The sequence below is a fragment of the Paenibacillus xylanexedens genome (assembly GCF_007676705.1).
Classification (GTDB): domain Bacteria; phylum Bacillota; class Bacilli; order Paenibacillales; family Paenibacillaceae; genus Paenibacillus; species Paenibacillus xylanexedens_C.
On the sequence record NZ_VEBF01000005.1, the window covers coordinates 271,804 to 294,695 of the forward strand.

Below are 22,892 nucleotides of genomic sequence, written 5' to 3' on the forward strand. Positions count from 1 at the left end.
CACTAGTGATAATAATGCTTTATTTTTCAGGGAATGTACGACTCGTACATTCCCTCTTTCTAATTAGGACTTGAACGCCAGATAGATGTCCTGTGTAACTTAACCAGTCCACCTACCTATTCAACAGTAACCATAGGGTTTTCAGTCCTACTGCTCATCCTTCTGAATAGAAGTAGGGCAAGAAGCAAAGCGATGCTTACAGCTCCAAAACCTAACCAATTTAAATACAAGACAGATGTACGACTGATGACAAGCCCGCCTAATCCAGAACCCAGTGCAAAACCAAATTGGATGAACGACGTGTTTACACTAAGGGCAATGTCCGGATTACGAGGTGCCAGAGTAACCAGATATAGTTGCTGGGCCGGGGATATGCTCCACGTTGCTAACATAAAAATCATTAAAACCAGGATTAAAACCATGAGATTAACTCCAGCTAGAGCGAACAAAAGAAGAGTTGCCCCTTGTAACAGAAGTCCGAGACAAATAGTAAACTTGGATCCCTTAGCATCTGCCAATTGTCCGCCAACTTTTGATCCGACGAAGCTGCAAATTCCCGCGAGAAACAGAACACCGCTGATCTCGGTCATGGTAAGAGAGGATGTAGCTTGCAAGAAAGGCGTAATGTAAGTGAACAGTGTAGAATAGCCGCCGATATACAATAAAGTAATAAGCAAGGCCGTCAGAATAGCTGGATTTTTTAAAATGGAGAGCTGCATTCTGAGGGTGACCTTTTCTTCCTCTTTGATTGCCGGAACCTTTTTGTAGATGATAAGTAATGGAAGAATACTTATCAATCCGATGAATACAAATAGAACTCTCCATCCAAACATCTCACTTAAAAATGTGCCCAATGGGACACCAAGCACTAGCGAACTGCTTAGTCCCATCAAGATGATGCCAATGGCATTGCCCCTTCTTTCTTTTTTAACGAGTCTTGTCGATACGGCCATCGCTACTACGGTAGCCATGCCTCCGCTAGCTCCTTGAATAATTCGCACCCATAGTAATGTTTCGTAAGAAAGGTCTAAAAGCATAAGTCCGTTGCTGGCAATAAACACACTGAGGGTGGACAACAGTAATTTCTTGCGATCCATATTTATTGTAAATGCAATGAGAATTGGAGCGATAATGGCTGCCGCCAGAGCGAATACAGTCACTAGTAAACCAACATCTGAAGTAGATACGCTCAAGTCTGCGGCGATCATTTCAATGACACCTGTAATAATGTATTCAATGGTTCCAATCAGAAAAACAGCCAATGCGAGGACATAGATGATCCATTTATTTTTCAATTTACTCCACTCCGTCTTCTTCAGTTATCTATTTAGTATTGGGATTTGTATTTCTATGAATTGTGCATCTTGTTCTTGAGTTAAGGGTAGATATAATTCCCTGCCAGCTTCGTTCTCCTTGATCTGATAATTATTTTTCTCAATCCATGTCGCTAGATGAACACAGGATTTGCAGGCAAAGGTAGCATTGGAACGGTAAGCTATGGTGGCCATCATGGGCTCAGCAGGAAGAGTCCGCAGTTGAAATGGTTCGGGAGGTGATCGTAGCTCACAGGTTAAGAAGTAACCAATTTCAAACTCGAACTCCTCCTCTTGACCGGCAATTTCTTTCCACAAAACAACCTGTGGACCTTGAATCAATTGGCGAATTTCCTTTGTTAATGACTGATCAAACTGACGAAATAAATACGGGATATCTTCCTCTTTCCCACAGCCCACCTGAAAAAGAAACTGCTGAGCACCTTCCGATTTGATTCGGATCTCTTGCCCTGTTTCGACTTGCCCCTCTTCCTCTATAAGCTGTATGCGCTTCTCAATCCGGATAAGTTTGGCTTGTTCCGTATCGATAATCTGCTGGATTTCGCTTCTTTTCAGCTTAAACATGCCTTGAATATTCTCTAATGTAATATCTTCCTGTAGAAGCTGTGTGATCTGTGGCAATGTAAACCCCAACTCTTTATAAATAAAAATTCGGTTGAGCTCCAGAAGCTGATCTGCTGAATAGTAACGGTAGTTCGTATCGGAATCCACCATTTTCGGCTTAAGTATGCCGATCTGGTCATAATAACGCAGTGTTTTTAATGAGACCCTACTTAGCCTGGAAAACGCACTGATTTTGAACAAAAGCTCATCTCCAATCTATTAACATAATTCGAGTATACAGTTTCCCGTGCAGGGGAGAGTCAAGGGCGTGCATGCTTCTCATTCGTATAGCTAAATCAACTACCTTCCTTGTCATCACTCTATGTTGATGTTATAGGTAAGTCAAAGAAGCGTTTCTGAATGAAACGTTCATTTTTTTGAACAAAAAAATGCCACTTATCGTGGCATCCTTGAAGTTATAGAATTACCGGCTGCAACAGCCCATCCGTTCCGAAATATAGCGGATCTATACATATTTCGCGGTGATAGCCCTTTCCAGAGGAAAATCTGGACAATGGTGTTACAAACCGGTGATAGGCAATCCGGTATTGACCGGTTTCATGTTCAAGAAAAATACAGTGATGACCTGTGCCCAGCATACGCTTCTCGACATTTTTACTCAGGATCGGATATTGATAGGTGATAGGACCATATAGCTGATCTGACGTACCATAATTTACATGATAATCCTCACTGCCCGTATCATCACAGGACCACGTAAAGTGATATCGTCCACCATGCTTTAGAACGGTTACGGCCTCGCGGAAGTCATGCAAGCCTGCCAGATTGCTCATCGTTTCCTCTACTACACTTGTCATATCATCTTCAAGCTCAACAATTGCTGCATGTCCGTTGCCAAATAACAGGTATGTTCTCCCGTCATCTTCGACATAGATGGAAGGATCAATACCCTGTCCCATGGTGATGTCCAGACGTTTCAACTGCTCCATCGTGATTAATGGTTGCGGTTCGGCAAGGAATGGACCGATCGGTGTAGTCGCTACAGCAACGCCGATTGCGCTCTCCCCATTCAGCATTTTGCCGCAGAAATAAAAATAGAATTTCCCGTTTCGGCTGGCTATCGCCGGTGCCCAGGCATTACCGCTTGCCCATACCACATCGTCTGTCCCCAGATCAAGTATGACGCCTTCGTCATGCCAATGCTTCAGGTCCACAGAAGAAAATACGTTGAATTGGGTTCCTGACCACCCCTCGAATCCATCTGTTGTCGGATACATGTAGTAACGGTCTTCAAACTTTGCGACATCAGGATCGGCATATTGTCCAGGAAGCACCTGATGACTGTCTCCGAAAGCCGCCAGCAACCGATTGCATTCCTCGGCCGTGATTGGCAGGACGCTACCATGCCTCTTTTGGGTCGTTCCCATATCAATTTCCCCATCAGGTACAATATGGAATTCTCCACTGTCCAGATCTGTAGTCACCAGAGGAAGGTAACCTTTCCCCTCTGCAAAACGATCGACAATCAGGCACCATTGCTCGCGATCATTAAATTTAAATATTTGAGGTCCCTCAACACCTGCCACAGCCTCGAGCGCTGGAGAGTGAAGTGGAACGAACGCATCTTTGTCGAGTGAAGCTCCCTTTTCGACCCGGATGTTTTTGGTTGTTTCATCCTTGGAGTATCGATAGTAATTGCCGTCAGCTGAAAGAATCGTTGTGTCGATAATATGGTTATCCCGCTCAATATACTTTTGAGATGCGGAAAACGTACGAAAATCTTTTGTACGAGCGCTATATATTTTTTGCTTTCGTTCAGGTTCTTGAGGCTCCTGAGTCGCAGAAGCCCAGAATACGAGAAATTCGTCTGTTGCTTCGTCATACACTGCTTCGGGTGCCCAGACACAACCTGCACCCTCAACTCCGAGAGTAACGTTCCAAGGAGAAGACCAGTTTACAAGATCACTGGACTCCCACACAATCACATCACGGCTCCCCGCTTCAACGGCATGAGTCCATCCTTTGCCGCTTGCAATGCGGAGATCCGTAGCGATCAGATAAAATTTATCTTCCTTGACCGAACGTATCAGAAACGGGTCCCTTACTCCCTTTTCCCCAAGGTTCGAAATCAGTACAGGCATACCTTTATTGAGGTCCTTCCAGTGAAGGCCATCCTCACTATAGGAGAAGTAAACTTGCTCACCGTCCGGCTGTTCGCCAATAAAATGTACAAAGAGATACCCATCATAATTTGTATTTGTTTTGAACAATTTTAAGAGCCTCCTGAAAATGAAATTGACTATGTAGCCATGATATCAAAATGAAAGCGTTATACTTATGTTGTATCATACTTCAAAAACTGCGGAATGAGTATATTTTTGTACAAACAATGAAGCTGTGGCACCAAGTACTGCGGCTCAAGATCTGAGTATATAATAAAAAGGTCGCTTATCCTGGATTGGATAGCGACCTTTTCGATATTCTTCTTTATTCGAAGCTTAGTTCTTCAAAAAATCGATTAATGCTGCATTAAATTCTTCGGGGTGTGTGGCATTAAAGCCATGTGGTCCGCCTTCTACGACCACAAGTTGGCTGCCAGGGATGGATTCATGTGTACGTTGCCCACTGACTTCAAGCGGCACAATGGCGTCAGAATCGCCATGAATAACCAACGTTGGAATATTGAACTTCTCCAGATCCTGACGGAAATCCGTAAGAGCAAAGGCAGCAATGCAATCCAGGGTACCTTTAGGGGATGCCAGAGCAGCAATATCCCGGTTATATAGACGGAACGGTTCGCTTACCAGATCTGTACGATCTCCTGCGGCGAAAAAGTTATTCGTAAATCCATCCAGGAACGCTAGACGATCTCCCTTAACCCCATTTTGGAATTCTTCAATGGTTGCATCGTCCAATCCTCCCTGTGGATTATCTTCGGATATATAAAGGTATGGAGGCACAGCTCCGGCAAATACAGCTTTGGAGACTCTTTCCGTTCCATAAGTTCCGATATAGCGGGCCACTTCACCGCCTCCCATGGAGAAACCGACAAGTGTAGCATCACGTAAATCGAGGTGTAAAATCAATTTATGTAAATCTGAAGCAAATGTATCATAGTCGTAACCATCCCAAGGCTGGGAAGACTGACCAAAACCACGACGATCATACGTAATAACCCGGTATCCAGCTTCTATCAGGGCAGGTACTTGCTTCTCCCAGGATCGTCCACTCAATGGCCAACCATGAATCAGGATGATCGGTTGCCCCTCGCCATGATCTTCGTAATACAGTTGAATTGGTTGTGCATTCTCTTCGCCTACGTTTACTTTAGCCATGGAAAATCCCTCCGTTTAGTTATGTTTTTTTACTAGTTACCAATCAAATGCTACATATACAATCTATTATTGTCAATCATATCCATGAAATAAATAGAGAACTGCAATCTGACTGGAACTATCAATTATAATAATTAAAACACAATCTACAATGTATAAACAAAAAGGGACTCCATAAGGAGTCCCTTCTTTCGATGATTAACATGCTTCCTAATCATTTATTCCCCGCTCCATCTGATAAGAAACAACTACACTACTTCTCCGATGGGAGTGGTGTAAAGAGCAGATTGACAGGCAGGTTACTTCCTGGCGCGGCAGAGAAAAGAATCGTCACACTCTCTCCAAATGATCCTGTGCGATATAGAACGCTTTGTTCACTTGAATTGGTAACCGCAACGTTGCCTTCAGCAATCGATACCAACTGATTGTTCACCAGAGCTACTCCGGAGTACTTCCCTCCACGAGGGTTAAATGAGATAAGCGTACGCGGAGCGACATTGGTCAGCGTGATTTTGTACAATACACCGAAATTACCCGCATTGGATGCGTCTATGTAAGCCATAGGATCCGTTCCAACCAGATTGGGATCGCTGGCATTATCACCAAGCGGCAGACGGGCTGGTTTCGTTCCCACTTGCTGATCATACGTTATGTTACGTGTTGCATTTGGATACGTACCACGGTTGTGCACTCCGTCACGATCAAGCACAGGCAGCAATGGTAAAGACTCGAACGGATCTTTATTTTCTTCCACCAGGATAACGTTATAGTCCAGGGAATAATCACTATAAGCATCCGAATAGAGCGAGATGACTTGTCCTTCTTTCATCGGAGTTTTATTGAGTTCGGTCAAAATCAGTTTGCTTTCTCCGGGTTGAAGATACTCTTTCTTTTGGTCCGCTCCGGTCTGAATCGACTTGAACCATTTATCGATAGACAATTTACCAGCTACGGTAGCATATGGTGTAGGTCCCGCAAAGCCCATATTCTGTTGTTCGAATACGGCCGGATTCGGGTTGTTATTGGTTGCAATCACATACATTTTCACTCTTTTGCCTGTATTGTTCACGTGGTGAATCATGAAACGGGTCTGCCCGGATGATGATTCTTTATATACGATACCTTCCGTATTCACCGTTTCCGGACTGTTGCTGCGGATCAACAGACTTGGCTCATCCATGTACGTATAAGGCACTTTTTCCATCGTAGTCACTTCGCCGCCGTTAAAAGTAAATTTCTGTCCTACCGGCGTGAAGAGTAAATTGAAGTCAGTAAATGAATATAATGACTCATTGGTTATGGTGATGACTTTGGAGTACGTGTTTGTAGCGCCGTGATTGTCAGTAACTGTAAGTGTCACCGTTTTTGGACCCGATTCAAAGAACGCAAGTGAATTGTTCTCCCATACCGCTTTAACGATATTATCTTCATCATCTGTACTTTGGTCTGTGTATGTTATTTTTTCACCCATTTGATATTGTTCTTTATCCGTGGCGAACATGGCTACAGGAGGAAGATTAGGACTCATAACTTCAATCGTAATGGAATAGGGATCGCTCCATTGGCCGTTGGAATCCTGTACCTGATATGAAATCGTATATGTACCCGCTTGATCAAATGATTCCTGACGACCTGTCCAGCGTTCGTCCAGGATATCCAGTCCATTAGGAGAACTGTAAGAAGTCACATAGTCCACCTTATCGCCCGCAAAAATTTCCTTTTGGGAAATGGTAAAGCTTGCAACAGGTTTCGTATTTAGATTCAGCACAACCGTCTTAGCTGGCTGATTCACTTTATAAGTAATGTTCAGAGCTTGAGTAATGGATGTTAACGGCACCATGAACGTATTTTTTTGCTGATACGCAGGGCCTTTCATCGTTCTGGTCTCTCCATTTACGGTATAGACTGTGCTGTTGGTTGTGAATCGAAGCTCTTGATCTCCACTGATGATGATGGTTTCTTTGGTTTTGTTATCGTATTTGACCCCATATCCCACACGGTCTACCAGTGCACGGATCGCAACATAGGATACGCCGTTTTTTACAGTCATTGGCTGGCCGGCTAGATATGTGTTCCCATCCTGCTCCATTTTGTTGCTATTCATGTACAACGTCAGGTTTCCGCCTGAACCTGCGGCAGACTTCCCATCAATGGATGGTTGCTCTACTTGAGCAGGCGTAGCTGGTGTTTCAACCTCCTCAGAGGCTCCCTCTTGGACCACAGGTTTTGTACCCGTTTCGTTTGCAGTGGTCTCTTCCCCATCATTCGCAGGTTTCTCAATATCTGTTTTAGGTGTTGACTCAGTGCTCTCCTTTTTCACTTCACGTTCTGCAATCGGCTGCTCTTCTTTTAGCACCTCAACCGATTCTACGTTAGCGGTGTTTACAGACGCTGTGTCACTTTGCGGTGCTGTCTGCGCACTCACGGAACCGACTGCAAATGCTTGAAAAACAGCTAAAGCGGTAAAAATGGATAATTTCTTCTTCATATTCATGCTTTGTCTTTGGCTCCTTCTGCTCTCTAGTCATTTTTATCCCCTCAAAACTCATATGATTAGACGCTAGATTTAGGAAAAAGTTTCTAATTGAATTGTAAATTATGGATTTGGTGCAGCTATTTCGAATGATATAAACTAAAGTTACGTACAGTAAAAAGTCGCTAAAGGGGCGACTTCGGATACAAATATTCTAACAAAACCCATAATGGTAACCTTCTTGGCTGGTTTATTAATTGAGGCATAAACATATTGTTCCTTATACAATGGGTTGAATTGATCAAACTCCCGTCAACTACAAATATATTAAACTCCCTAGAAGTAAACCGCCTCGTAATCTTTGAATGATGTAAATGCTATATTCTTTTCAACAAGAATAATAACATGTACTGTCGGGAAATGCTTACTCCACTAACCTTTGTCTTCAAACTATGCATAAACTTGCACGGTTTGGTGCATTGTAGTGATGCAGAGGTTTTTAACAACGTATCGCAAAAACATTCAAACTCGACCGAGAAACAAAAAAAGCCCCTCACCGTCTTGTTGATCAATCAAATGACCATTCGGAATAAGGAGAACGTTATGAACAAACAAAGAGCGATCGAAATATCTGAATCGACCATTATGAAAAAAGTAACTTATCAGGATACCCCTATCTTTATCCAGCATGTCAATGAGGATGAAACGGCCCGAATCTATCCGGTCGGAGACTCGGAGCAGGAAATGACAGTTCCTTTGTCCAGTTTGACTGAACATCCTTAGTATAGATGACAGCTTTCATTGCAGACCTGTTTCAAAATGGTAATAAATAAAACGCCGTATCTCGAAATGAGATACGGCGCTTCATTTTTAGTGGGGAAGGTTACCAGGGATTTGCGGCTGAAGCGGTGCAGGAGCATATCCATTTTGCATTTGCTGCATATCTTGCTGGGCAAGCTGTGGTACTTGGTAGAAGCCATTCTTATTTTGATAAATGGAGATCTCATAGGCCATTTCAATACAGTTTGGCAAGGAATCCGCAAGCACACGGCGTACAACAGGATTCGTTGTTTCCAATGCTGCTGTTGTTTTCATTACAGCCCCCGATTTTACTGCATTTAACATACTAAGGGAGATGCTTTGGTCGCATATCTCACCTGCAGTTTGCATTGGCTTTTTCGGTTGGCTTGGTTTCATGCCATAAGTAAAATCGTTACCCTGATTCATTTTATAACTTTGAGTCGGTTTGGAAGGATCCTGACCGGTTTTAAAACATTCCAATGTAATGTTATATTCATCCGTCATAAATTGCTTCTGACGTTGTAAAATATCCCGAAGCTCCGGATCTTTTACGTGTTCACTCATCATGGTATACGTATTCATGGTATTGATCGCTCCTGCCAATACTTCATGGACATCAAACATTTCATGCCCGCCATGGTTCAGTTGAGGTGGAACAGTACCTGTTTCAATGTTTTGATGGTTTTGCAGTTGCATTTTTGTATTTCCTCCTATTAATTGTTTCCTGCAAATGGTGGCTTTCTCTATCCGCAGTCTGTGGTTATTATGAATTTCATGGACCCAATATATTCAGAGTAATTTTTATTTTTTTGAATACGTCTCTTTCACAGTACCTTTTATAGGCGCCATGCATAGGCTAACACATAACTTTAGGAGGGATTCATGTGTATACTTACGAACCAAATCGACAAAACCATCATCTCGCTTGGCACGAAACGATGGAACTTCACGAATTGACAGCCTTTCAGAGCAATCAGTTAACACATTTTAAATTAGTATTGAATGACGTAAAGAACCAGGACCTCCACACACTCTATATGGAAGCCATTAATGGTATTGAACAAAATTTGAAGGAGCTTCTTCAATATTATCCACTGGCGCCGGAAGGAACCAGAAACAGTGGGAATGAAATGGATATGACTGCATTTTACGCTGGACAGCTGCTGGGTTTTGCCAAAACATCAGTTCGCAACTATGCTATCGCCATTACAGAAACCGCCACTCCTCAACTACGTGAAACATTGCAGAAACAACTAAATGGTGCTATCCAACTACATGGTAAAGTGTTTTATTTTATGCTAGAGCGGGGGCTGTATCCCTCCTATGATCTTCCTAAACTCCTCGCCAACGACGTTGCTATGGCGAATAAAGCGATATCTCTGTAATTCAAAAACAACAGGCTTCGATTCATCGAAGGCCTGTTGTTTTATATTTAACTAGCTCATGTCACACCCTGTGTCCCTACAAAAACACATTTGGTATACTTCATAATGCCAAAAAAGCCGATTCCAATCTGGAATCGACCTTTTGCTACTTTTAATCTAAAAGTTAAGATCAGTCTGGGCATGTTTTGGTTGATGTGAGTTTTTTTTAACAAACAGAAAATAAGTAACAATCGCGATGACACTGGTCATTAATAAAGTGAGTCCTAATGGGACGGCAGTATCCTCACCTGCGATACCGACCAGAGGAGCAACCAGTGCACCCAGAAGAAATGGAACGACTCCAAGGAGTGCCGCTGCACTTCCAGCCATCTTCGCTTGACTCTCCATGGCAAGCGGGAATGCCGCTGTTGATGTAATGCCGATCGAGCAAACAAAGAAGAACAATGGAATGACTAAAGCAAAAAGTGGGCCATGAGCCAGAGTTACGAGCAAAGCAGCAACGCTTGCTATTAAAGCAAGCCATAGTCCAGATAATAGAAGGGTCTGCTCAGGTATGCGTTTGGCCAAACGACCCACGATTTGAGAACCGATGATCAAACTGATTCCGTTCGAAGCAAACAATATGGCAAATACAGTCGGTGTGACTCCATATATATTTTGGTAAATAAAAGGTGTACCTGCTACATAAGCAAAGACCCCAGCCGTCATGATTCCTTGTGCCAGCATATAGCCAACAAATGTGCGGTCACGCAGAAGCATTCTGTAATTCCCCAACTGCTGTTTGAAGTCGGGAACCATACGTCTTTCGACGGGGTGAGTCTCTTTTAACCCCCACTTTGTCATGATTAATAAGAAAATCCCCAGAAATGAAAGGGAGACAAACACGCCAATCCATGTCGTGAATGAAAGAATTCCACTTCCCGCGATGGGTGCAGCCAAAGGTCCCAAATTTCCCACGAGCAAGAGCAGCGAGAAGAATTTAGTAAGTTCATGTCCACTGTATAGATCTCTAGCTATCGCACGAGAAATGACAATCCCAGCTGATGCTGCAAATCCTTGAGTGAACCGAAACAAAATCAATAGTCCGATATTCGGAGCAAAGGCACATGCCAAGGAACAAATAATATAGGCTGCCATGCAGATCAACAATGGTTTACGTCTACCATAAGCATCACTCAAAGGACCCATAACGAGTTGACCTACACCGAGTCCTAGCAAACAAGCAGTAAGACTAAATTGTACAAGTGATGCAGTTGTATTCAGATTTTTTGCAATCTCAGGAAAAGCCGGTAAATACATATCAATCGTAAATGGACCTAATGTCGAAAATAAACCCAGTAGTATGGCCAATCCAAAGACATTCCAATTCGTGCTCTTCGTCATGTTAAATAAATCTCCAATTCCTTTTATATAATGTCATATCGTAAATCTTGCTGTATGGAATCAGCACATTCCTTCTCCCTTCTCCCTGTTATGAACTTTTACGTAATGGTTCTCATTCTACCTCTATTCTGAGTATAAGAGGTAGAGTTAACTATAAGTCAAGTCAAAATGAATAACCCCCGCTTCAGATACCGACAAGCGTATCTGAAACGGGGGTTATTCATATATTGCTTAACTAAATGAGAACAGCGCGCTTATTGTGCTGCAGTAACCGTTATGTTATCTACATTTGGTCCTTCTGTACCGGTTGTGACCACTTTAATCGTATTGGTTCCTGTGTTCATGGGAACCTGAATGGTCTTTTCACTCCATGTTGACCAGCTTCCAGTTGCCGGGAAGGGCTCGTTACTGATGATTTTGGTTCCGTTGACAAATATGTCGAGGTTACGTGTTCCACTTTCCTGGGCGTAACGAAACTTTACGTTTTTGGTACCTGTTGTAGCGTTGTTGATGGCATTCCATTGAATGGCCGAACCGGTCATAGCGTTAAAGTTAACGTATCCGGAGCCTGTGTATCCTGGATAGATTGTTTCAATGCCCGCATCGGTAAGTGTGGTACCATTCTCTGCCTCATATGTGGTTCCATTTCCTGGATTTCCACCACTGCTACCGGTTACATTGGCTACAAACGTGGTTACGCTTTGAGCTGGGAGCTGTGCCGTAAATGCTCCACCTGACACGTTAATCGGTGTTCCACTTGCCAGGTTTCGACTACTATCCGTGACCCAGGAGGATACGGTAGAAGCGTTGCCGTTCTGCAGAACGAATCTTTGGCTTGTAGCCGATGTGCCGCGATTAATCGCCACAATGACCACTTTGTTATCCCCTTTGTAGGCCGAAACAAATGTGTTGGTATCCGGATTTTTGGTTGCATCCACTCTGAGATAGCCTGGACGTACAAATTTGGAGAAATGAGCCATGTTATATCCACGTTTACTAATGGTACCATCTTCTCTCATTGGACCGTACTGTCTGCGAATGTACCACCATACATATGCCTGGAAATCACCTTCAACCATAGCGTTGTGCATGTGATAGGACACATCCAGCGCCTCTGGCCAGCGATCCGCTGAGTTGTTATCACTGTTCGGGTAATACACTTCGGTCATCCACAGTTCTTTGCCGGCCCCTTTTTGCTTAAAGAGCGGGTATGCAAAATCTTTGAACTGGGTTCCATACGTATGTGCTCCCAGAATGTCCATGTTGGCGAGTGCCTGAGGATCATTCAGGATCGGGTCAGATATGTTTTTTAAATATTGGAACGATTCAGGTGCCATAACCTTTGTATTCTGAATGGAGCCAGCATTCTCTTTCATGAAGCGAAGGATCTCCTGTGGTGTCCACCAGGTCCAGTCATGGGCATAATCGGGTTCATTTTGTACAGAGATCGCATACAGGTCTACACCATTGTTCTTCATGTAAGTGACGAAATCATTCAGATGCTGCGCGTACGCGGCATATTTATCGTATTTCAGGCGTTTGGCATTCGTCTGTCCGTTATGATTAAACGTTTCGACCATGTCACTGGGAGGATTCCAGGGTGAAGCGAATACAAGTGCACCTTGCTCAATCGCTCTTTTCGCAGTAGCGACCTCTCTGTACCAGTTGTTTCTATTCTCATCGACATAGATTCTCAGAATGGAAAAGCCCAGCTGATTCTGTCCGTTACCAAAGGCAGTTTCACGCTGAGCTGCCGTCAAGTCACCGATCCAGGCTGGGTGGTTAATGCCCCCAAAACCCTTGATGAGCTGTTTTTCGGAGGATAAATTAATGTTCGCGTCACTAGCAGCCGACACATGTGTCGGGGTTAACATCAGAGGTAGAGCCGTTAAACATGCCAGTAAAACATGGACTGATTTTTTAAGTGTCATTTTGAATTTCAATATCTTCATCCTCCTCAAATGGATTTCACGAATGAAAGCGTATTCAACATTCTCAACTACTTCAACAGTGGATAAAAGTTAACATATCACGTCCTCTCAAAGTGCATCAGGTGATAAATAAAGTATATATTTGTAAATGTTACTATATTATGTTGGGGAATAAAACCTGATATATTATAGGTTATTGTTGATATTTATCTTTTTTTAAGAGATACGGGTACTCAAAAAAAGCCGCATTTAAGCGACTTTGAATGAGACGATGTTCTTGTCCGTTATTCTTTTCTTATTGTTATGCGCATTTCTATTGGTAAGCCACATTCGGAAAAGATTGATTCCTCATTTCGCTGGAGCCATGTGACTCATAATGATATCGGCGGCCCGCTTGTAACCGCCAGCCTGCCTTAAAGATTCACCAATGAGGTAAGCCCGCCTTTTATAAAGCGAATTGTGTAGTACTTGTATTACCGCCTCTCTCAAATCAGTTGCACTGAGGTCATGTTTATTCAAAGTAATACCCGCGCCCAATTCCTGTACCCGATCGGCGACAAGAGGCTGATCCGATGTTAATGGAATCATTACCAGCGGAACGTTATAATAGAGAGCCTCACTCGTGCTGTTCATTCCGGCATGAGTAATAAAAACATCTGTATGTTGTAGCATATCTAACTGTGCAATGTATGGCCTCACGATGAAATTAGAAGGAATTTGATCCGCCAGCGGTTCCATATCCGTGTATTTACCTGAAGATAGAACAACGTTTAATGGCAGATCTCCCAGTGCTTCAAAGCACAGCTGGTAGAAATCCAAATTTTTATTCAAGATGGTTCCCATGGCAATGTACACCGTATGCGGATGACGTTCACGAAGCAACTCGAACGAGAAGGTTGGAGCATCTTGGCGCGGTATGATCGAAGGACCCGTGAAAATAAAACGATCATCCAGCTTGTCTGCCTTTGGCTGAAAATAACGGCTGGTGTACACGAGCTTTAACTGACCTGCATGTGCCGGAATCTCTTCCATGGCTGGAATACTCACTTGAAGCTCCTCGGCTAACTCCGTTGTTATCTTCATCGTAGCCTCATAAAGCTCCGCTGTCACCGTCTTATTCAGATCTGATCCAGACCCCAGAGGCTCTACAAAAGCAAAGGAGGCAATCGAACACACCGCAGGAATTCCCAATTTTTCTCCAAGAATAGTCCCTCCCCATCCCATCAGGGAATCAAAGATCATATAATCGAACTTTTGATCCTCTACTACTTGCAGCACATTGGGGATGATCCTCCGAATAATACCGCTTACCATCATATAAATGAACTGATAAGAATGAGTGTACTCCTGAGGTTTCAACACCGGATCATGAGAGAAGGCATCTTGTGGAAACGGATAGGTAAGTATCTGGGCACCGGTTTGTTCAATGCGGGAACGGTAATCCTCCGTGCACACATAGATGACTTCCTCACCATTGTCTATCAACTGAGTAACTAATCCTAACGACGGATTCACATGTCCTTCAGCTGGAGTAATGACTACTAATACACGTGCCATCTTATCCACCTCCCAATGCAATTAGTCCCCCCGTTCTTCATGATGTATTTAACGACGCGGTCGTCATCCGTTACATGGAGATGTTATCCTTCACTTGGCTGATTGGATGATGTTCTTGATGAACGAGTTTGGTAATTCGTAGTGATGCCAAGAAACTTAACAAGACCCATAGTAATTGCAGTGTTAACACGATCAAAATACCTGTCGATATGCCCCACTGTAATGTTTCGGACAAAGCAATCAGAGCGCCACCAACTCCAATGCTTACTCCCATATAGAAGGAATCCACAAATTGCAGATTCGCGGACATTTCTCCCTCTTTCCTGGGCAAGGCATGTTGTAAAGCAATGGCTGCCGTTGTAGGGTTGGCCAATCCAACACCGAACCCTGTAATCATTTGTGAGAGAAGGATGAGTATAATCCCACCGTCCGTCAAAATAAGAGCCAGGATCACAAGTACAGTTCCAACGATCATAATCCCAATGCCCGTCATGACCCTACCCTTTCGGGCACGACCTTGATCTCGTGCATCAAGCTTGGCTTGCAACCACGCTGCGGCGGACCAGCTCAGAGAACCTGCTGCTACAATGAGGCCAGCAAGGTCAGCTGATAACCCCTTCACTTCGGTTAGTGCCAAGATCACAAAACTTTCCGTTGTAAAATAACAAGCAACATATAGCCCTCTCGAAACCAAAGTAGCAGGCAATCCTTTCTTTACCGAAAAAGTGCCCACAGGCAGCAATTTACGCATTGGTGGAATCATGACGACTAATCCACCCAAAGTGAGTACTATGCCTTTCCAATCGGTAATCATACCAAGTCCTGTGAGTAACAAACCCGTTCCAACGGCAAGCAGAATCGCATACATAATCTTTGAGTCGGTTGCTCGCGCTGGACCTGTCAGATCTTGCTGAAGCTGCAAATTACGGAAAGAACGGAATGTGAGACTCAAAGCTATTCCAATCAAGGGTAAAACGATCCAGAAAACATATCGCCACGAGATGTATGAAGCAATAAGGCCTGCTGCATAAGGTCCGATTAAGGTCGGCAGGACAAATGCCATGGAGAATGCGGCCAGGATTTGAGTACGAAGTGTATCTGGATAATGTAACGTCACACAGGTATAAATGCATGTGATCAGGGCCCCCGCTCCAAAACCTTGTAAGGCTCTTCCTGCAATAAGCATATGCATATCGAAAGAGATAGCGGAGACCACAGTTCCTAACACAAAAACACTAAAAGATATCAGCATGGATGTAAAAACGCCGCGCTTGTCAATCTGCTGACCCATAACCAAGGTTCCAATAAGCTGAGATAACAAAAATGAGCTGAAGATCCAACCGTATAAATGAATGCCCTCTAAACTTTGTGCCATTTTCGCGGCAATCGTCGTGATAGCCAGTCCTTCGAAAGCTACGGTTGCCAGAACCAGCATAATCCCAATTGTAGGCGCCCTGTACTGAGCATCAAATATTCCAATCTGATTGTTATTTGTCGTCTACACCTCCGTAATTTGATGGTTATTATGGTAAAATAAACCTTTTCACTTCCTGAATATACATGAAGTGTTCTACTTTGTAAAGTTAAATGTTTAAAAAGTGGAGTCGTAGTCTAGAATATAATTCCCATGTTCAATAGGAGATTTTGCTTGAAAAAATGCCATTTTCATTACAGTCAATTTGGAGAAGTTCATCCTCCAGGATCCAGGCATCTGTTTTTTCAACAAAGAAATGAAATCCTCCGATGGATTGAACTAATGCGGGATCGACCGGTGTAGCACTCGCATTAATGCCAATTGTAAAAGCATCGGAGCCTCCTCCAACATATTTTGCATAAATCCTTACATATTGCCCCTCTTCCAATTCCCATTCATTCTTAAATGAATCGATTGCTTGTTCAGATATTACAAATGAGATCATTGCTCTGCACTCCTTCCTTTAGTTTAATCACATTTTTTCACTTCGCCACGATAATTGGCCATTCTGAAACTGGCCCCGCATCCACACGAAACTTTGGCATTTGGATTATTCATGGTGAATCCGCCTAACATTCCGCTCTCTTCATAGTCAATCTCAAGCCCATCAATATATGGAATACTATTTGTGTGAACCAATATCCTAAATTGCTTTTTATTTAACACAATGTCTTCTTCTGCCTGCTGCTCATCCACGATAAGGGTATAAGATAAACCACTGCATCCCCCTTCATCAACGCCTACTCTAAGGAAGGCATTTTGGATATCCGCACTTGATAAGATCTCAACGATTTTGTCCGATGCTGTATCACTGACCTCAATGATCATCTTTATTCCTCCCGGTGGTATCATTTTGAGAACCTGGTATCCCAGTCCATTAGACAGGGTATGAATGTAGCAAGAGCAGCTCCTTTTGGCGTAAGTTCATAAATGATTTGTGTAGGGCGTCTCAGTATTGTTCTTTTGACCAAATGGTCATGTTGTAGATCCTTTAGACGTCTGGAGAGAATCATTTCCGAGATGGAAGGAATGCTATCGGAAATTTCGCCGAATTTCTTCGGACCTTGAGAAAGAATGCATAATATATGGATCGTCCATTTCGTGCCGATGATGCGATAAGCTGTAAATATTTTATTCGGATCTTCAGGGAACAATGGTCTGTACACCCACTTTCTTATTCATCAGCGTGGTGATATCCGAGTGCTGGCAATGATACTCATGACGATCAACAAGAGATGGAAACCCATGGCTACAATCAAGCCGGATTGAAGTGACATACCGCCTGTCTGACACACTACAAGGATGGAACCACCAATCCCGATCACTACCCCCGGTGTAAAAGAATCTGCAAATTGCAGATTTGCCGAGGTTTGGCCCACGCCTTCTTCCCCCGTTTGGGAAAATGCGACAACACCGCTAAGTGGATGCGCTAATCCAATACCGACTCCTGCGATGATCTGACCAATAACTGCAATGGTAACGGTCACAACAGGTACCCAAAATACGATGGCAATCCCTATCGCAAGCAGCAATACCCCAAGAATGATTCTCATATGACGTCCACTGCCCTGATCTGCTGCATCCCACCGTCCTTGCAGATACGCAATGATACACCAACTTAATGCAGCACTCGCGACAATTAATCCGGCCTGAGAAGGTGTAATTCCTTTCACGTCGATTAGAGCTAATACCAAGAAATTCTGTGTGCTGGTATAGGCAGCGAAGAACAACCCACGTGTTGCCAGAATTGCTGGCATACCTCTTCGCAGCGTAAGTGTTCCCTTCGGTAGCAATTTACGGAGCGGAAATAACATCAATACGAAGCCAATGATGACTAAAACAAATCCCATAATGCTCGGAAGCATACTTAAACCAACCAGGAAAATCCCTGTACCTAACGTTAAGAGTAATGCCATCCAAGTGGATGAAGATCCGCTATCCCCTCCCGTCTTCTGCACTTTCAATTTCCTAAAGGCAGGTAAACTAAGCAATGCTGAAACCACCAGCACAGGTAAGATCCCCCAGAAAACAAAGCGCCAGGACCACTGATCTGCGATAAGACCGGCTACATATGGACCAAGCATGGATGGAAGAACATAGGCTGTACCAAATGCTCCAAGTATTTTGGCGCGTAACTCATCCGGGTAACTTAAGGATATAGCCGTATATACACAAGTCATCATAGCTCCGGCACCCAAACCCTGCAGGGCCCGTGATCCTATCATAGTATACATATCGCCTGCGGTTGCGGCAGCGATCAGCCCTACGATAAACAACAGAAGTGCAAACGTGAATGGTGCTGCAGGTCCTCTTTTATCAATGATTCGACCGACGACCAGTGTTCCGATAATCTGCGCAAGCAGGTATGTACTGAATATCCATCCGAACAGGCTAAGGCCGTTCAAGTCTCCAGCAATCGAAGGAGCAATGGTGGTTACGGATAGACCTTCGAATCCAACGGCCATCACTGATAAAATAATCCCTATGGATAGTGCAAAATAACGCGGGCTGAAAATACTTTGATGATTAGACGACATGAAATGTGACCTCCAAGAAAAATGGTATGTATACATCGTATCCGGATACTTAGTAAACATTTTTATTTACAATGTCTAAGCTACAGTTCGGCTTTGACTTTGTCAACATTTTTGTTTAAAATGTAGAGAGTGATGTAGATTCAGTTGCTTCAAAAGGAGGTGCACCATGAGCGGAAATCAAACTAAAAAAGATGTCTCGACCCGTACCCGGAGAGCGATTATTGATCTGTTAAAAGAGCGCGGGGGAATGGATGTTGTCGCACTCTCCTCTCAGTTTTCGTTATCCGGAATGGCTATTCGTCAACATTTGAATGCGCTAAAAGAAGAAGGATTGGTTACGAATGTGGAAGAGGCCCGTCCTATGGGGCGACCTACCAAGCTATGGATATTAACTCCCGCGGCTAATCGTTTTTTCCCAAGTGGGTATTCGGATTTATCTGTCAGCCTCATCCATTCGATGAAAGAAGCTTTTGGTAATGAAGGGCTGGACAAGCTGCTGGATGTTCGAAATAAAAATATGCAAGAACAATATTTTCAGCATCTTGGCGATGCATCAGGAGTCAGAGAGAGATTGGAAAAGTTGGCCGAGATTCGTACCAATGAAGGTTATATGGCTGAGGTTAAGGAGCAGGATGATGGCAGTCTCTTATTCATTGAGAAGCATTGTCCAATCTGTGAAGCGGCGGCTGTATGTACCGGGCTATGCAAGAATGAGTTACATTTATTCAAAACGGTTCTAGGCGATAATGTTCATATTGAACGTGGAGAATACATTCTAGCAGGCGGAAGAAACTGCGTATACACCGTTAGGCAAAATAAGCCATGACCAAAAGAGCAACCTCATTGGAGATTGCTCTTTTGGTTTTTTCACAACTATACTTCATGTAGTAATGTCATGCTTACATTAGAATTTTGGACAGATGCACAAGTCCCGTGGACTGTATTCGTTCTCCCTCAACGATATTCTCATAGAGAAGATGGCCTTTTCCTGCATCCATCATGAGTTTACGCATGGCAGCTATACGACCTTTGCTGTGATCGATATAACGGAAATCCACCTGGCGCAATTTTGGCATTTCGAGTAAACCCTCAAAAGCTTCCGCCTTGATCCCCTTTTGTATCTCTTTCAAGACCAGTACCTCTAATTGATTCGCAGTCCACAGATTGTTAATCTCCTGTAATGATTTCATGAAATCCAATTCTAGTTGACGGAGATTGTTCATACCTGAAAAGTCGCACAATCGCTCAATCTTAGGTAATGATAGATGTAGATAGACTAGGTTATGTAGCGCCCCTACTGCATCAATATCGGTCAGATTACGGACAGAGGATAATCTCAGCATGCTTATATTCGATTCAGCCAGGACCTCAAGCGAACCGCTCAATGTACACTGATCGATAGCCAAATATTCGATTAACGGCAGGTCCACGACAAAATCAAGTCGATCAATAGTGCAGTTTAAAACCAGGGTACGCAGTCGGATACAGTCCTCAATTGGTGAGAGATCAGAGAATTTCCCGCTAAGTGCGAGATAATCTAAATATTTAAAGTTACGTATGAAATCCAAATTTTGAATTTTGGGTGAGCGAATGTTGAGAAACTTCATCCTTTGCATCGCACCCAGTCTATTCAGATCTTGTGGTTGCTTGAGATCCAACTGCACAGCGGTGACATGCTTTAGTGCAGCGAGAATCTCCAAAAAATCTTCGGTATATCGCCCTTTCACATCAGTGTTTGAGATGGATAGAATCAGATCCGGGCGTTTGGCAAACACATGTTCATCCAGTTGACGTAGATCATGCGCCTCGTCCAGCCCAACTACAAAACTTATCGTAGCGCGGTTTCGCAATTGAGTGACAGCGTTACTCATTTTGTCATCATTCCAGGGAGCACCACTCATTGAAGCAGTCCAAGGTTCGCTCATTAACCATCACCTTCTTTTGAAATTATCCCTATCTTGGGTAAGTGAAGTAAGTATTTATGGTTATTATATAGAGAACACTCTGAGCGTTCAAACCCTGGTAGAAGTACATGGATGAGAGCAAAATGCCGAAACGGTAATGTAAAGCCTATCACCACGTCCGCCTCTTATCCTTCAACATTGGAACCCTTCAATCGGCCAGTCATGGAGATTCTGAAGTAGTTCGTTACAATACTTAATATTAGAAATACGATTCCTCCAACTACGATATATTGTGTACTTATTCCAGTTACGATTAGTCCACATGCACTAGCACCAAGTGTTGTTCCCAGATTGGAAGAGGTTAGAAAGATCCCATTCGACAATTCGGGTGCCTCTGGTGCTGCAGATACCACCCAATATTGAGTGATGTTGCCCCCTATGCCTCCTAAGATCCCCCAAATGAAAATAAGGAAGGCTGTTGGTACACTGAATTGTCCGAAGGTGAACAACAAGATGTAAACAGTTATTAATGCAATGGGATACATCTTGACCGTTCTTAACGGGTAATTAGCGAGCAGTTTCCCTGCTATCATGTTCCCAACCATATTGGCCAAGCCATATAGAAATAACATCACACTGACGGTGTTCCAGCCATATCTTGTCACGGTTTTCAGGAACTCGGCAAGGTAACTATAGACCCCAAATACAGCTCCGTTCATGAAGATCACACCAGCAATGGATAGCCACATCACGGATCTTCTCAATACATACAGATGAGTACCCATAGAGAGTTTTTTCGTAACTGGCATGGAGGGCACGAACAGAAGCGTTGCTACGAATGCGACGATCGTTACGGCAGCAAAGAATAACATCGCATAGAACAACGATGTGCTGGTAGCAATCAAGCTCGAAAGGGGTACTCCGAGTACCATGCCTGCCGACACGCCTACAAATACTTTAGCCACTGCCTTCGGCGCCTCTTCCTTGGGGACTGACGCCGCTGCGACCGTAAATGCCAATGAGCAATAGACAGGATGGAAAAAAGCCGGAACGACACGTGCAATGACCAATACCGTAAAGTTTGATGTGATGGCGGAGACCAGGCTGCCCACAATAAAAATGCCAAGCACGAACAACATGACATACTTGCGGTTCATGCCTGAAAATAATAAGGGCAAAATGGGACCAGATACAGCAACCGCAAGCGCAAAAAGACTCACAATCAAACCAGCGGTTGAGATACTGACCTGGTAATGGTCTGCAATTAAAGGCAAGATTCCGATTACGCCCATCTCCGTATTTAATATACCGAATACACCAAAGGTCAGTATGAGGACAAGCAGATGATTTCGTTTAGTTGTCATATGCCATGGATCTAGAGAGATCCCGGTAAGCATCGATCTCTAACTGAAGGTTGGCAATTTTCTGCTCTGCAATGCCTATCGCGTCGGCTCCTGCAATAAAGCGTCGCGGCGGTTGGGCCTCGTTGGCAATCTTGAGGAGGGCATTGGCAAGTTTTTTTGGATCTCCAGGCTGCTGCCCGTTCTGATTCTTGAAAAATTCCATATGACCAGCTCTCCGGTCATCATAGTCTTCAATCGAAGGCTTAGCGAAAGTTGACGATGCATCCGTAAGAAATTCTGTTCGGAAAAATCCCGGATTGACTATAGTCGTATGGATACCAAAAGGAGCTACCTCAGGAGCCAATGCCTCCATCCATCCCTCAAGCGCAAATTTCGCAGCACTGTACGCCGAATTAAACTCAAATCCTGAAATGCCAGCGCCCGAAGAGATCGAGATAACGTGCCCTGAACGTTGGTTGCGCATCTCAGGTAATATGGCCCGGGTAACGTGCATGGAACCAACCAACGCCACCTGAAGCTGATGTTCAATCTGGTCAGGGGTCAGTTCCTCAAAATACCCTCCACAGAAATGTGCCGCATTATTTACGAGTACATCGATCGCCCCGAACCGTTCAATTACTGCCTTAACTGCGGAATGTGCATCAGCAGGTTCGCAAACATCTAATGGGACAACCATTACATTCTCGGAATCACCGATTGCACGAAGCACCGCATCGGGATTCCGGCCGGTAGCCACAACCTTGTGTCCAGCAGTTAAAGCTGCCTTCGCAATAGTTGTGCCCATACCTCGACCAGCGCCTGTGATAAACCATACCTTAGTCTTATTCATATCATTCATTCCCTTCAATTT

The 22,892-nt window shown here is 43.8% G+C and carries 20 protein-coding genes; 3 read left to right on the forward strand and 17 right to left on the reverse strand.

Annotated elements, in window-relative coordinates:
• Window positions 1–116 precede the first annotated feature (116 nt).
• The 5 genes from FS628_RS24005 to FS628_RS24025 all read right to left on the reverse strand — a co-directional run bounded on the left by FS628_RS24005 (window position 117) and on the right by FS628_RS24025 (window position 7,727).
• Window positions 117–1,295, reverse strand: a complete 1,179-nt coding sequence (locus FS628_RS24005; protein ID WP_145325489.1) for an MFS transporter — start codon at window positions 1,293–1,295, stop codon at window positions 117–119.
• Window positions 1,296–1,319: 24 nt separating this feature from the next.
• A complete protein-coding gene (locus tag FS628_RS24010; protein ID WP_145325490.1) occupies window positions 1,320–2,138 on the reverse strand; it encodes a MerR family transcriptional regulator in 819 nt (272 codons plus the stop codon).
• Window positions 2,139–2,353: 215 nt separating this feature from the next.
• Window positions 2,354–4,168, reverse strand: a complete 1,815-nt coding sequence (locus FS628_RS24015) for a family 43 glycosylhydrolase (RefSeq protein ID WP_145325491.1) — start codon at window positions 4,166–4,168, stop codon at window positions 2,354–2,356.
• Window positions 4,169–4,396: 228 nt separating this feature from the next.
• The gene (locus tag FS628_RS24020) at window positions 4,397–5,233 is read right to left on the reverse strand and encodes an alpha/beta fold hydrolase (protein WP_145325492.1); all 837 of its coding nucleotides are present in this window, start codon (window positions 5,231–5,233) and stop codon (window positions 4,397–4,399) included.
• 253 nt (window positions 5,234–5,486) lie between these two features.
• Window positions 5,487–7,727, reverse strand: a complete 2,241-nt coding sequence (locus tag FS628_RS24025) for a stalk domain-containing protein (protein ID WP_145325493.1) — start codon at window positions 7,725–7,727, stop codon at window positions 5,487–5,489.
• 582 nt (window positions 7,728–8,309) lie between these two features.
• On the opposite strand from FS628_RS24025, the gene FS628_RS24030 reads away from it, so the two are divergent.
• The gene (locus FS628_RS24030; protein ID WP_145325494.1) at window positions 8,310–8,489 is read left to right on the forward strand and encodes an H-type small acid-soluble spore protein; all 180 of its coding nucleotides are present in this window, start codon (window positions 8,310–8,312) and stop codon (window positions 8,487–8,489) included.
• Between the two features lie 87 nt (window positions 8,490–8,576).
• Here the strand turns inward: FS628_RS24030 and FS628_RS24035 are convergent, their stop codons facing one another.
• Window positions 8,577–9,203, reverse strand: coding sequence for a spore coat protein (locus FS628_RS24035; protein ID WP_145325495.1), 627 nt, complete (start codon window positions 9,201–9,203; stop codon window positions 8,577–8,579).
• Between the two features lie 242 nt (window positions 9,204–9,445).
• Here FS628_RS24035 and FS628_RS24040 point away from each other — a divergent pair, with 242 nt between their 5' ends.
• A complete protein-coding gene (locus FS628_RS24040) occupies window positions 9,446–9,892 on the forward strand; it encodes a spore coat protein (RefSeq protein WP_145325536.1) in 447 nt (148 codons plus the stop codon).
• 156 nt (window positions 9,893–10,048) lie between these two features.
• On the opposite strand, the gene FS628_RS24045 is transcribed toward FS628_RS24040, so the two are convergent.
• The 8 genes from FS628_RS24045 to FS628_RS24080 form a co-directional block, all read right to left on the reverse strand.
• Entirely contained in the window at window positions 10,049–11,275 is a 1,227-nt protein-coding gene (locus FS628_RS24045; RefSeq protein ID WP_145325496.1) for a multidrug effflux MFS transporter, read from the reverse strand.
• 254 nt (window positions 11,276–11,529) lie between these two features.
• Window positions 11,530–13,206, reverse strand: a complete 1,677-nt coding sequence (locus FS628_RS24050) for a carbohydrate-binding protein (protein WP_145325537.1) — start codon at window positions 13,204–13,206, stop codon at window positions 11,530–11,532.
• Between the two features lie 348 nt (window positions 13,207–13,554).
• On the reverse strand, window positions 13,555–14,763 hold the full coding sequence (locus FS628_RS24055; protein WP_145325497.1) for a macrolide family glycosyltransferase: 1,209 nt from the start codon (window positions 14,761–14,763) through the stop codon (window positions 13,555–13,557).
• 70 nt (window positions 14,764–14,833) lie between these two features.
• Window positions 14,834–16,198, reverse strand: a complete 1,365-nt coding sequence (locus tag FS628_RS24060; protein WP_145325498.1) for an MFS transporter — start codon at window positions 16,196–16,198, stop codon at window positions 14,834–14,836.
• 196 nt (window positions 16,199–16,394) lie between these two features.
• Entirely contained in the window at window positions 16,395–16,682 is a 288-nt protein-coding gene (locus tag FS628_RS24065) for a HesB/YadR/YfhF family protein (RefSeq protein ID WP_145325499.1), read from the reverse strand.
• Window positions 16,683–16,705: 23 nt separating this feature from the next.
• Window positions 16,706–17,065 carry a HesB/IscA family protein gene (locus FS628_RS24070; RefSeq protein WP_145325500.1) on the reverse strand — a complete coding sequence of 120 codons (360 nt, stop codon included), beginning with the start codon at window positions 17,063–17,065 and terminating at the stop codon, window positions 16,706–16,708.
• A gap of 20 nt (window positions 17,066–17,085) precedes the next feature.
• Window positions 17,086–17,403 carry a winged helix-turn-helix transcriptional regulator gene (locus FS628_RS33145; RefSeq protein ID WP_222125281.1) on the reverse strand — a complete coding sequence of 106 codons (318 nt, stop codon included), beginning with the start codon at window positions 17,401–17,403 and terminating at the stop codon, window positions 17,086–17,088.
• Between the two features lie 15 nt (window positions 17,404–17,418).
• Window positions 17,419–18,774 carry an MFS transporter gene (locus FS628_RS24080; RefSeq protein WP_145325501.1) on the reverse strand — a complete coding sequence of 452 codons (1,356 nt, stop codon included), beginning with the start codon at window positions 18,772–18,774 and terminating at the stop codon, window positions 17,419–17,421.
• Between the two features lie 166 nt (window positions 18,775–18,940).
• On the opposite strand from FS628_RS24080, the gene FS628_RS24085 reads away from it, so the two are divergent.
• Window positions 18,941–19,600 carry a helix-turn-helix transcriptional regulator gene (locus FS628_RS24085; RefSeq protein ID WP_145325502.1) on the forward strand — a complete coding sequence of 220 codons (660 nt, stop codon included), beginning with the start codon at window positions 18,941–18,943 and terminating at the stop codon, window positions 19,598–19,600.
• A 73-nt stretch (window positions 19,601–19,673) separates the two neighbouring features.
• Here the strand turns inward: FS628_RS24085 and FS628_RS24090 are convergent, their stop codons facing one another.
• From FS628_RS24090 to FS628_RS24100, 3 genes are all read right to left on the reverse strand, one after another.
• Complete coding sequence (locus FS628_RS24090) at window positions 19,674–20,699, reverse strand: hypothetical protein (protein WP_145325503.1); 1,026 nt, start codon at window positions 20,697–20,699, stop codon at window positions 19,674–19,676.
• Window positions 20,700–20,863: 164 nt separating this feature from the next.
• The gene (locus FS628_RS24095; RefSeq protein WP_145325504.1) at window positions 20,864–22,042 is read right to left on the reverse strand and encodes an MFS transporter; all 1,179 of its coding nucleotides are present in this window, start codon (window positions 22,040–22,042) and stop codon (window positions 20,864–20,866) included.
• Window positions 22,032–22,871 (reverse strand): SDR family NAD(P)-dependent oxidoreductase, encoded by an 840-nt coding sequence (locus FS628_RS24100; protein WP_222125282.1) that lies wholly within the window; start codon window positions 22,869–22,871, stop codon window positions 22,032–22,034. The genes FS628_RS24095 and FS628_RS24100 overlap by 11 nt, the downstream gene beginning before the upstream one ends.
• Between the last annotated feature and the right edge of the window lie 21 nt (window positions 22,872–22,892).